Origin of the sequence: Salinivibrio sp. SS2 (genome assembly GCF_001722075.1) — a bacterium.
Classification (GTDB): Bacteria; Pseudomonadota; Gammaproteobacteria; order Enterobacterales; family Vibrionaceae; genus Salinivibrio; species Salinivibrio proteolyticus.
In genome coordinates, this window is the sequence record NZ_MEBP01000019.1 from 17,981 (window position 1) to 29,327 (window position 11,347).

An 11,347-nucleotide genomic window follows, 5' to 3' on the forward strand; every position below is an offset into this window, starting at 1 on the left:
ATGTGTGCTGCTCGCTCAGATTCAGGCACATCAGGCACAATAGAGCCGCTGCAAGGTGGCGATAATCGCCGCGACGTGGGGGTCATTGAGCTGATAAAACACCTGCTGGGATGACTTGCGCACCTTAACAAGCTGATGCCGCTTTAACACGCTAAGGTGCTGGGAAAACGCCGACTGACTGAGCGACGACCCTTGCAGCAATTGCCCCACGGAGCGCTCTCCGGCCAAGAGCTGGCACAGCACAATTAAGCGCTCAGGATGGGCCATCACTTTCAACATGGTCGCCACCAAAGACGCTTGCTCACGCATGGCAACAATGTCCATGTCGGGTATGCTTTCTGCCTCAAACGGCACGCTTGACTCTGCCATCGCCTACTCCTCTCTCGCCAATACTCATAGCTTAGCGCGCCATTTTATTTAGTCAATTCTAATTTAGATTAAATATAATTAGACTTTTCTAAATATAACTTCTAGAGTGATCCCAGTGCCGACAAACACTGAAGGCGTTCGAGCCAAAGCGGTTCGGTCTGTCGGGTAATCGTATAGAGGATGCAAAGGAGTCTTGCTATGACAATTGATAATGGCGTACGCGTAATCGCTGGCATGATGGTGCTACTTTCTGTCGTGCTTACCCTCACAGTTCACAGCCAATTTATTTGGCTAACCGTCTTCATTGGCGTAAACCTGATCCAAAGTGCGTTTACAGGGATTTGTCCGGCTGCCTTTTTCCTGAAAAAACTTGGACTCAGCAACGCTTGATGGAGTCATAATGACCAAAATCGTAATTATTGGCGGCGTCGCTGGTGGCGCCTCTGCCGCCGCTCGCGCCCGTCGTTTAAGTGAAGAAGCCGACATCATTATGTTCGAACGTGGCCCGTACGTCTCGTTCGCGAACTGTGGTTTGCCTTATCATATCGGCGGTGACATTACCGATCGCAGTAAACTCTTGCTGCAAACCCCAGACAGTTTTCGCGCCCGTTTTAATGTGGATGTGCGCATCAACAGTACGGTCACTGCGATTAATCGCGAGGACAAAACCGTTACCGTCACTCGTGCCGATGGCAGCGATTATCAAGAAAGTTACGACAAATTACTGTTAAGCCCAGGTGCGGCCCCCATCATGCCGCCCATCCCTGGCCTAGATAATCCGCTGACCCACTCGCTCCGCAATATTCCAGATATGGATGCGATTTTGCGTACCATTGATATGAATAACCCCAGCCATGCGACTGTCGTTGGCGGGGGCTTTATTGGCCTTGAGATGATGGAAGCGCTGCATCAACGCGGGATTAAAACCACCCTATTGGAGATGGCCGATCAGGTAATGACGCCGGTTGACCGAGAAATGGCGGGATTTGTTCATCAAACCATTCGCGATCAAGGAGTGGATTTACGCCTAGGCACAGCGCTGGAGTCCGCCGAGTTTATTCCCACCACGCATGTCGCCAGTGATGATGCCGGCGAGCCCAGTGAGCCGCAACACTTAGAAGGTTCACTGAACCTCACGCTAAATAATGGTGACACGCTGCATACTGAATTGTTGATCATGGCGGTTGGCGTTAAGCCTGAAGTCACGCTGGCGCAACAAGCGGGCCTTGCCATTGGTGAAAAAGGCGGCATTGTGGTCAACAGTACTCTGCAGACCCAAGATCCCGATATTTACGCGGTCGGCGATGCAGTCGAAGAAATCGACTTTGTGACCCATAAGCCAACGTTAGTGCCACTAGCGGGTCCGGCGAACCGTCAAGGACGCATGGCCGCTGACAATATGCTAGGAAGTACTGAGCATTATCTTGGCACCCAAGGCACCGCTATCTGTAAAGTGTTCGATCTCGCCGTCGCCTCGGTGGGCCAAAACGAGAAACAACTTAAGCACGCTGACATCAACTATCAAAAGGTCTATGTTCACGCCGCCAGTCATGCCGGTTATTATCCCGGTGCGGAAATCGTCTCATTTAAGCTGCTGTTTGCCCCTGATACCGACGCGATTTTAGGCGCACAAGCGGTGGGTAAAGATGGCATTGATAAGCGCATTGATGTCATGGCCGTGGCACAACGTGCTGGCATGACCGTTGAGCAGTTACAACATCTAGAACTCACCTACGCGCCGCCGTATGGCAGTGCCAAAGATGTGATTAACCAAGCGGCGTTTGTGGCCACCAATATTCTTAAAGGTGACGCGAACCCTATTCACTTTGATGAGTTAGAAAAACTTACCGACGATCAAGTGCTACTCGATGTGCGCAATGCGCCCGAGCGAGAAAACGGCCAGTACATTGAAGGCGATGTGCATATTCCGGTCGACGAGCTGCGCGGACGCATTAATGAGCTGCCAAAAGACAAAGAAATTGTGGTGTACTGCCAAGTCGGTCTGCGCGGCAACGTCGCCTACCGCCAGCTAGTCAACAATGGCTTTAAAGCACGTAACTTGATTGGTGGCTATCGCACTTACAAATTCGCCACAGCGTAGTGCGAACACTGTATTCAAATTCAACTGGGTGACCCCACATGGGTCACCTTTTTTATGCTGGCCAGTAAACGGTTACGAAAACAACCCCGACGACAAATAACGGTCGCCGCGATCGCAAACAATGGCCACCACTTTAGAGTCTGACTGGACTTGAGCGAAAAAGCAGAAATTTACAGCCATATCATAAACATAGTTTATGCATTGAGGCTAGCGTCTAGTAATGCAGGCATGAGCGCCCTTCGTGGAATCCGTATTTTCGCAAGAAACACAGGTTGAGAGACAACGTCTCCGAACGAATTATTACTTTTGATACTCCAAGACTCCGACCATCTGCAGACAGTTCACCAAGACCGCACTGATGAAATGGTCGCGATCTATCTCTGAAGAAGCAATAATATCGTCGGTTGCACCGTATACACCGCTATAGATAATGAGAGAGGTAATGCGCGCTTCTGAAACCTGCCACACACCGACTCGTGTACCGTTTTCAAGAATGACTTGCAATTGTTCGAGAATCGCATTTTTTTCCCAGTTTGTACGGTTATGGTGGTGATGATTGGTGTAGACAATATCATGCAGGCGGTATGTGTCTACGTAAGCTTCGATACTTTCCCGAACCCAAGCGCAAAGCTGCCCCAGATAGTCGTCAGCTTTGCAGGTGCCTGTTTTTTCTTCAAGCCGCTTTAAAAACTGGTCGGTATATCGCTCCCTCATGGCCGAGAGCAACTCATTCTTAGACGCGAAATAATGGTAAAAAGTCCCTTTGGCGACCTGTGCCTGCTCGACAATTTCGTTGATGGTCGTCGAGTCAACTCCTTTGGCAAGGAAGAGTTGCTCGGCAGCAGACATCAACTCGCTCAGGCGAACTTCAGCGGGTTTGACACACCTAACTCTCGGCGGAGAAGACTCCGTACGGTTTGTTTTATATCTCATCGCAATCAGTGTTTTCCTTCTCAAACTGTGCTAATTGTTCCCGTGGCGAATGGGAACAACTCGCTAGTACATTGGTAATAAGTGACTTGAAGTAACTGAGAATACCAAGTAACGGATTCATGCTGATGCGGACAAAGTCACCTTTGATTCACATATCTTAGATTTTATTGTTTGTATCAAAAAATAAAAGCCAAATCCTGCAAATATCCCTCCCTCTCACGTAAGTAGAAAATTTAACCCACAAATTGACCGACCGACGGTCAGTGTATATTATTGCAAATAATTATCATTATAGTAAAGGGATACTCATGCAAAGATACCGTACTTTTGCTCTAGTCATCGCGGCTTATCTCGGCACCTTCTTAGCAACGCTAGATATCAGCATTGTCAATGTCGCGTTGCCAACACTTCAGGAGGCTCTCCATGCAGACATGGCTGGACTTCAGTGGATTATTAACATTTACGCTATCGCACTTTCTGCAGTGATGTTGTCCGCGGGACCACTGGGCGACAAATATGGTCATAAGCGGGTGTGGTTAGGTAGCGTTACCCTTTTTATTATCGGCTCGGTGATGTGTGCGTTGGCCACGAATCTGAACATTTTGCTATGGGGGCGTGGAGTACAAGGAGTTGCAGGCGCACTATTGATCCCAGGCGCTATGCCTATTCTAACCCACGCATTTCCCGACTCCCGCCAGCGAGCTCGTGTAATCGGTGGGTGGTCGGCTTGTAGTGCCTTGTCACTGGTTTCGGGCCCTTTGATCGGAGGCTTTCTCATTGAACATACTGGTTGGTCAAGTATATTCCTAGTTAACGTCCCAATAGGTATCATTGCAGTTTTACTTGGGGCTTGGGGAATCGTCGAACGCAAACACCCTGAACATGCAGCGTTTGATCCGATTGGCCAAATATTGAGTATGATTTGGCTTGGAATGCTCAGCTATGCGCTGATTGAAATTGGCGAACATGGAGCTTCTATGCAGAGAGTCCTGCTTCCTCTGTCTTGTGCCACAGTGGCTTTTATGGCCTTTGCCTGGATTGAATTGACAGTTAAAAAGCCACTGTTTCCTATTCTTCTTTTTCGCAATATATCTCTAGCCGTAGCAAACTTGGCTTCTTTTACATTGGGGTTTTCGGCCTATGCAAGTCTTTTCTTTCTATCGCTATATCTGCAACAAGCGCGAGGCGATACACCACTGGAGGCTGGGTGGCATCTGATGCCTCAATTTGTGGTAATGGGGGGGACTTCCTTGATATTCGGCCACATGGCACAAAATCTTTCGCTAAAAAAACTAATGGTCGGTGGATACACGTTAATTGGTATTTCTCTATGCTCTATGTCACTGTTCACGACCAGTACGCCTTACCTTATTGTCGGTAGTATCTTAGCTATTCTTGGTCTTGGGATGGGACTTTCTGTTCCTGCGACAGGTATGATGGTCATGGAGTACGCTCCCGCAGAACGTGCCGGGATTGCATCGGCAACCATGAACGCTTTGCGTCAGATAGGTATGACACTGGGTATTGCGATATTAGGCAGTATCATGAGCATCTATGCAATCCAGCAGATGGCGGAGATGGTCAGTTCCAACAATATGCCAAATACTGTTGAGATTGCCCTACGTGCAATAGTCAGAAATGAACTTCCTTCTGGTCAAGAAGGGTGGTTTCTAGCTTACCGGGCCTCGATCGCAGGTGGATTTGGAATCGTGATGTTCTGTGCTGGTTTGCTCTGTGTACTAACTGCTGTGCTGCTAGTCGTTTTCACGGATGAAAGGAATATCTCGTATGTGAGCCTCCCTCGAAAAATGAGGTGTTAGCAGTTAGAGTGTTACGGTTTACATTCAAACGAAGAACAGCTAGATGACCCGACTTGGGTCACCTTTTTTATACCTGCTGATCAGCGTTTACGAAAACAGTCCCGACGACAAATAACGGTCGCCGCGATCGCAAACAATGGCTACCACCACAGAGCCGGGTTCGGCTTTCGCGACTTGCAGGGCCGCAAACACCGCGCCACCCGAGCTAACACCTGCACATATACCCTCTTCTCTGGCGAGGGCGCGCGCAGTCTCTTTCGCATCTTGCTCAGAAATGTCCATCACCTCGTCGATATGCTCGTCGGTATAAATGCCAGGTAAATACTCAGCCGGCCAGCGCCGAATACCAGGGATCGCACTCCCTTCGGTAGGCTGTAAGCCAATGGTTTTAATCGTGGGGTTTTGCGTTTTTAGGTACTTTGACGTTCCCACAATGGTGCCTGTGGTGCCCATGCTGGCGATAAAGTGGGTGATTTGTTGCTGGCTTTGTTGCCAAATTTCTGGGCCCGTACCCGTTAAGTGCGCCTGCCAGTTATCCGGGTTATTAAACTGATCCAACACTTTGCCCTTACCCTGTGCCTGCATGGATAAAGCTAAATCGCGTGCGCCTTCCATCCCCGCCGCTTGAGAGACGAGGATAAGCTCACTGCCATAGGCTCGCATGGAATCTTTGCGCTCCTGTGTGGCATTTTCAGGCATGATTAAAATCAGTCGATAGCCTTTAATCGCCGCTGCCATCGCCAGCGCGATCCCAGTGTTGCCACTGGTCGCTTCAATCAAGGTATCGCCCGGTTGAATATCTCCCCGTGCTTCTGCTTGCACGATCATATTAAGTGCGGGTCTGTCTTTCACCGAACCGGCTGGGTTATTGCCCTCGAGTTTGACCAAAACAGTGCTACCTGTCGCTGCGGCTAGGCGCTGCAAGCGCACCAAAGGGGTCTGACCCACATAATCTTCAAGCGTGGGGAAATCAGCCACGTTGCTTACCTCTGCATGTTTCATGAATTGCCTGCCTGATGGGTGCTTTCAACACCGCGTAAGGCACTGTCTATCGCCATATCCTACAAGGAGGCTATGTGCGACACGCAGACATTTTTTCACTAACATATACAAAATGGTTATAGTTAAACTGTTTTTTATTCCCTTCGATTGCTTTTATTCTGTGACCTATCCCAACTTTCTTTGCTGATAACAGCAACAAACGGCCATCAAGGATTTTTACAATGAAGGTATTCAAAACTCTGGCTCTTTCGGCTTTGCTTGCCACCAGCGCGGCGCCGGTATCTGCCGCCGAGCAAACCCTCTTGAATTCATCTTACGACATCGCACGGGAGCTTTTTGCTGATTACAATCCACTGTTTGCGGCGCACTGGCAAGAAAAAACCGGAGAGTCGGTGACCATCAAGCAGTCGCATGGTGGATCCTCGGCGCAGGCGCGCGCCATCATGCAAGGGCTGCAAGCGGATGTTGTCACCTTCAACCAAGTCACGGATGTGCAGGTGCTGTACGATCGCGGCAAGTTGATCGACAAAAACTGGAAAGAGAATTTCCCCAACAGTAGCTCGCCGTACTACTCCACCACCGCGTTTTTGGTGCGCAAGGGCAACCCAAAGAATATTGAAAATTGGGATGATTTGGCCAAGGACGACGTTGCCTCTGTTTTCCCGAATCCAAAAACCTCCGGTAATGCGCGTTATACCTATCTTGCCGCACTCGGTTATGCGCAAAAGGCGTTCGGAAAAGACAACACCGAGCAACAAGACCAATTTTTGAAACAGCTTCTCGCCAATGTGGCGGTGTTTGATACCGGTGGCCGAGGCGCAACCACCTCATTTGTTGAACGTGGCATTGGCGATGTGCTGGTCACCTTTGAATCAGAAGTCAACAATATCCGCCAGCAATATGGTAGCGACAAGTACGATATTGTGGTGCCTAAAACCTCGATTTTAGCTGAGTTCCCCGTCGCCGTGGTTGAGCGTAACGCCAAACGCAACGGCACCACTGAATTGGCAACCGAGTATCTGTCTTACCTATACAGTGAAAAAGCACAGCGCTTATTGGCCGATTTTAACTACCGTGTCCATCACCCTGACGTGGTCAAAGACAATGCCGATCGTTTCCCTGAAGTCGAATTGCTGACCGTGGAAGCTATCGCAGGGAGTTGGGACCAGGCCATGAAAACGCACTTTGCCAGTGGCGGAAAACTCGACCAACTGCAACGCCGTTAATTCTTTCTAGGTATTGAGACGCTATGCCATCGCTATTGTATCAACGCCAATCGATGCCTTGGGCAGCACGTCAGCAGCGCGTGCTGCCCGGATTTGGCATCAGTTTAGGCGTGTCTTTGCTGTTCATCAGCTTGATTCTGCTGTTACCGGCCAGCGGCCTTATCATGCAGACCAGCCAAATGACATGGCAAGAATACTGGTTTGCCATCACTGACCCACGGATTGTCGCCAGTTATAAAGTCACGGCCGGTGCGGCGCTGATTGCCTCATTATTAAACGGTGTGATTGGCCTACTCTTTGCGTGGGTGCTGGTGCGATACGACTTTGCAGGCAAACGCTTCGTCGATGCGCTGGTTGATTTGCCGTTTGCTCTGCCCACCGCCGTTGCCGGCGTCACGCTCGCCACCCTGTACACCGATAACGGCTGGATAGGCAGTGTGCTTGCCAACGTCGGTATCCAAGTTGCCTACACGCCGCTTGGGATCGTGATTGCCATGATGTTTACCAGCTTGCCGTTTGTGGTACGTACCGTCCAACCCGTGTTGGAAGAGATCTCCCAAGAGGAAGAAGAAGCGGGCACTGTGCTCGGGGCAAGTGACGGTGCGGTGTTTTGGCGAATTATTCTGCCGACCATCAAACCGGCGTTATTAGTGGGTGTGGCCTTATCATTTACCCGCAGTCTGGGTGAATTCGGTGCGGTGATTTTTATTGCTGGCAATATGCCCTACGTCAGCGAGATCACATCGCTGATGATCTTTGTTCGCTTGCAAGAGTTTGATTTCCCAGCGGCGAGTGCCATTGCCTCGGTGATCTTGATGGCATCGCTGTCGTTATTGTTTGCCATCAACCTTTGGCAAGGCCGTTATCTAAAACGTATTCACGGGCGGTAAGGACACTTTATGAGCACAAACTCGGTGAGAATTGGTGACACCCCATGGATCAGGCGCAGTTTAATCGCGCTTATGCTGCTGCTTGTGGCGCTGGTTTTGGTTGTGCCGCTGGTGAGTATTTTTTCCATCGCCTTCGCGGATGGTATCGCCAGTTACTTCCAACACTTGCTCGCGCCGGATACCCGCCACGCGATTGGCCTCACTGTATTAGTGGCCGTTCTCACGGTACCCATTAACCTAGTATTTGGCGTGATGTTGGCATGGGCGGTCACCCGTTTCCAATTTCCGGGACGAAAACTGGTCACCACCTTGATTGATATCCCATTTGCCGTGTCGCCCGTGGTCGCAGGCTTACTCTATTTGCTGCTGTATGGCAGTAACGGCTGGCTAGGCGCGTGGCTGTTTGAGCATGACCTTCAAGTGATGTTTGCCCTACCCGGCATTGTGCTAGTCACTATTTTTGTTACCTGCCCTTTCGTCGCCCGCGAGCTGATCCCGCTCATGCAGCTGCAAGGGCAAGCGGAAGAAGAAGCAGCCGTGGTGTTAGGCGCATCATGGTGGCAGCTTTTTCGCCGTGTCACCTTGCCCAATATTAAGTGGGCTCTCATCTACGGGGTCATTTTGACTAATGCCCGTGCCATCGGCGAGTTTGGAGCGGTCGCTGTGGTGTCTGGCAGCATTCGCGGTCAAACCAATACCCTGCCTTTGCAGGTACAGCTTCTTTACGAAGATTACCAAACTCAAGCAGCCTTCGCCTGTGCGTCATTACTTGCCTTTATGGCACTCGCTACCTTGGCATTGAAAGCCTTGGTGGAATGGCGTCAACGCCTGCCCGCTTAACCTTACAAACGAACCAGAGTGAGCCGTAAGCCATGCGCATTCAACTGAAAGATATCACCAAACACTTTGGCCAATTCCAAGCGTTATCGCCGTTATCACTCACCATTGAGCAAGGTGAAATGATGGGGCTGCTTGGCCCCTCAGGATCCGGGAAAACCACGTTATTGCGCATTATTGCCGGATTAGAAAGCAGTGACAGCGGCCAGATCCTGTTTGGAGAGCGCGATGTCACCCGCGTCCATGTGCGGGATCGCCGTGTCGGGTTTGTTTTTCAAAACTACGCCTTGTTCAAACATATGACGGTGGCAGAGAACATCGCCTTTGGCTTGCAAGTGATGCCACGTCGCGAGCGCCCCTCCCCAGCCACGATTACGCAACGGGTGAACCAACTGCTTGAGGTCGTGCAGTTAGGCCATCTGGGCCAACGGTATCCCGAGCAATTATCGGGCGGACAAAAGCAACGTATCGCACTGGCGCGAGCATTGGCGACCCAGCCGGAGATCTTATTACTCGACGAACCGTTCGGTGCGTTAGATGCACAAGTACGCAAAGAGCTGCGCCAATGGTTACGCCGACTACACGATGAAATGGCTTTTACCAGTGTGTTTGTCACTCACGACCAAGACGAAGCACTCGAGCTATCGGATCGCGTGGTGGTGATGAGTAATGGGCAAATTGAACAAGTCGACAGTCCGGTCGATCTTTATGCTGCGCCGAAAAGCCGCTTTGTGTTTGATTTTTTAGGGAACGTGAATGTTTTTTCCGGCCACTATCAGCAAGGCACGTGGCAAAATGGCAATGCCTTTATTCAACCCACACTAAACACGCACACCCAACAGTCAGGCAGTTTGTATGTACGCAGCCATGAGTTAACCCTTGCTGATAAACCCAATAGCCAACTCTCGCTGCCCATGCGTGTGGTCTCTATCAACCCGGTTGGTGCCGAGGTGCGGGTATCACTCGCCCCACAAGGTTGGGAAAGTGAACAACTATGGGAAGCCACCCTAACCCATCATGCGTGGCAAGCCACAGCTTATCAAAAGGGCGATACCGTGTATGCGATGCCGCACCGTGGATACTTTTTCAACGACACAGACACCGAGCCGCACCGACTCAGTTGGCCATTCTTAGCGGCCGATAGCTTGGTGTATGATATTTAGATGATATAGCGAGTGGATGTTGGCGGTGCTCTATCAGTTATCTAGTAAGCATTTATCTTCATACAGACATCGCCACTTTCAACTCAGAGAGTGAAGAAGGGTAGCCTAGGTAATACCCTTGCACATATTCGCAATCAAAGCCTTTCAACAATGCAAGTTGTGTGGCGGTTTCCACGCCTTCAGCGACCACGTTGATTTCTAGGCGTTTGGCAATATCAATAATGCCGGCCGTGATCGCTTTAGCACGGCTATCGTTTTCCATCGATTGGATGAAACTGCGGTCAATCTTGATTTCATCGACATTAATTCGATTAAACATCCCTAAAGAGGTATAACCCACCCCAAAATCATCAATGGAAAACATCACGCCATGGCGTTTGAGGGTATCAACCACTCGCGCGCACTCAAGAATATCATCAAGTGCTGCGGTTTCAGTTATTTCTAGGCACAGGTAACGCGCGAATTCTGGGTTCAATTGCAAGTAATCGTCAATACGCCGAATCGCACTCTCACTATTAAACTCAACCGCAGAAATATTGACCGACACACGCTGAATGATATTTCCCAACAGATCACTATCGTGTAACTGCTTCGCGGCTTTTTCGAGTACGAGCGCCGTTAGGTCTTCGCAAAAGCCCTGTTCTTCGGCGAGCGTGATAAAGGTACTCGGTGGCACCACACCAAAGGTTTCATGGGTCCATCTCGCCAATACTTCTAAACCGGTTAGCTCCCCTGATGCCAAGCGATATTGCGGCTGAAAGACAACCTCAATCTCTTTGTTATTGATTGCAACTCTGAGTGCGGAAACGAGCTGCCTACGCTTTTGAGCTTGCTCGGTTAAATGAATATCATGATACGTTATCGCCCCTTTGCGCTTTTTGGCATCATTCAAGGCGCGCGTAGCCGCCGTCATCAAGGTGGCGGCATCGTCACCATCTGGCCCGAATAACGCCACCCCTATCGAGCAAGTAGCTTTTTGATCGTATCGTGGCGTTGTTGATCAAAT

At 50.1% G+C, this 11,347-nt stretch carries 11 protein-coding genes; 7 read left to right on the forward strand and 4 right to left on the reverse strand.

Annotation, left to right across the window (positions count from 1 at the left end; all coding sequences use genetic code 11):
• Positions 1 to 30 precede the first annotated feature (30 nt).
• Complete coding sequence (locus tag BGK46_RS01290) at positions 31 to 324, reverse strand: ArsR/SmtB family transcription factor (protein ID WP_069586674.1); 294 nt, start codon at positions 322 to 324, stop codon at positions 31 to 33.
• Positions 325 to 567: 243 nt separating this feature from the next.
• Here BGK46_RS01290 and BGK46_RS01295 point away from each other — a divergent pair, with 243 nt between their 5' ends.
• On the forward strand, positions 568 to 759 hold the full coding sequence (locus BGK46_RS01295) for a YgaP family membrane protein (RefSeq protein ID WP_069586663.1): 192 nt from the start codon (positions 568 to 570) through the stop codon (positions 757 to 759).
• 10 nt (positions 760 to 769) lie between these two features.
• Positions 770 to 2,470 (forward strand): FAD-dependent oxidoreductase, encoded by a 1,701-nt coding sequence (locus BGK46_RS01300; protein ID WP_069586664.1) that lies wholly within the window; start codon positions 770 to 772, stop codon positions 2,468 to 2,470.
• A gap of 300 nt (positions 2,471 to 2,770) precedes the next feature.
• Here the strand turns inward: BGK46_RS01300 and BGK46_RS01305 are convergent, their stop codons facing one another.
• Complete coding sequence (locus BGK46_RS01305; RefSeq protein ID WP_208759400.1) at positions 2,771 to 3,319, reverse strand: TetR/AcrR family transcriptional regulator; 549 nt, start codon at positions 3,317 to 3,319, stop codon at positions 2,771 to 2,773.
• A 347-nt stretch (positions 3,320 to 3,666) separates the two neighbouring features.
• Between BGK46_RS01305 and BGK46_RS01310 the strand changes: the two genes are divergently transcribed.
• A complete protein-coding gene (locus BGK46_RS01310; protein ID WP_217492713.1) occupies positions 3,667 to 5,223 on the forward strand; it encodes an MFS transporter in 1,557 nt (518 codons plus the stop codon).
• 87 nt (positions 5,224 to 5,310) lie between these two features.
• Here the strand turns inward: BGK46_RS01310 and cysM are convergent, their stop codons facing one another.
• Positions 5,311 to 6,201: a cysteine synthase CysM gene (gene cysM / locus BGK46_RS01315; protein WP_069586675.1), complete on the reverse strand. Its 891-nt coding sequence runs from the start codon at positions 6,199 to 6,201 to the stop codon at positions 5,311 to 5,313.
• 245 nt (positions 6,202 to 6,446) lie between these two features.
• Here cysM and cysP point away from each other — a divergent pair, with 245 nt between their 5' ends.
• From cysP to BGK46_RS01335, 4 genes are read left to right on the forward strand one after another with little or no spacing between them, the layout of a single operon-like run.
• Positions 6,447 to 7,451, forward strand: a complete 1,005-nt coding sequence (cysP, locus tag BGK46_RS01320; protein WP_069586667.1) for a thiosulfate ABC transporter substrate-binding protein CysP — start codon at positions 6,447 to 6,449, stop codon at positions 7,449 to 7,451.
• 53 nt (positions 7,452 to 7,504) lie between these two features.
• On the forward strand, positions 7,505 to 8,341 hold the full coding sequence (cysT, locus tag BGK46_RS01325; RefSeq protein ID WP_371440437.1) for a sulfate ABC transporter permease subunit CysT: 837 nt from the start codon (positions 7,505 to 7,507) through the stop codon (positions 8,339 to 8,341).
• A gap of 9 nt (positions 8,342 to 8,350) precedes the next feature.
• Positions 8,351 to 9,181 (forward strand): sulfate ABC transporter permease subunit CysW, encoded by an 831-nt coding sequence (cysW, locus tag BGK46_RS01330; protein WP_069586669.1) that lies wholly within the window; start codon positions 8,351 to 8,353, stop codon positions 9,179 to 9,181.
• Between the two features lie 32 nt (positions 9,182 to 9,213).
• Positions 9,214 to 10,341: a sulfate/molybdate ABC transporter ATP-binding protein gene (locus BGK46_RS01335; protein ID WP_069586670.1), complete on the forward strand. Its 1,128-nt coding sequence runs from the start codon at positions 9,214 to 9,216 to the stop codon at positions 10,339 to 10,341.
• 58 nt (positions 10,342 to 10,399) lie between these two features.
• Here BGK46_RS01335 and BGK46_RS01340 read toward each other — a convergent pair whose 3' ends face one another.
• Positions 10,400 to 11,296: a putative bifunctional diguanylate cyclase/phosphodiesterase gene (locus BGK46_RS01340; RefSeq protein ID WP_069586671.1), complete on the reverse strand. Its 897-nt coding sequence runs from the start codon at positions 11,294 to 11,296 to the stop codon at positions 10,400 to 10,402.
• Positions 11,297 to 11,347: the final 51 nt, after the last annotated feature.

Bases quoted from the DNA above. Each gene is read 5' to 3' on its own strand.
- BGK46_RS01295 (WP_069586663.1), top strand. From the start codon at position 568: ATGACAATTGATAATGGCGTACGCGTAATCGCTGGCATGATGGTGCTA.
- BGK46_RS01290 (WP_069586674.1), bottom strand. From the start codon at position 324: ATGGACATTGTTGCCATGCGTGAGCAAGCGTCTTTGGTGGCGACCATG.
- BGK46_RS01305 (WP_208759400.1), bottom strand. From the start codon at position 3,319: ATGTCTGCTGCCGAGCAACTCTTCCTTGCCAAAGGAGTTGACTCGACG.
- cysP (WP_069586667.1), top strand. From the start codon at position 6,447: ATGAAGGTATTCAAAACTCTGGCTCTTTCGGCTTTGCTTGCCACCAGC.
- cysW (WP_069586669.1), top strand. From the start codon at position 8,351: ATGAGCACAAACTCGGTGAGAATTGGTGACACCCCATGGATCAGGCGC.
- cysT (WP_371440437.1), top strand. From the start codon at position 7,505: ATGCCTTGGGCAGCACGTCAGCAGCGCGTGCTGCCCGGATTTGGCATC.
- BGK46_RS01335 (WP_069586670.1), top strand. From the start codon at position 9,214: ATGCGCATTCAACTGAAAGATATCACCAAACACTTTGGCCAATTCCAA.
- BGK46_RS01300 (WP_069586664.1), top strand. From the start codon at position 770: ATGACCAAAATCGTAATTATTGGCGGCGTCGCTGGTGGCGCCTCTGCC.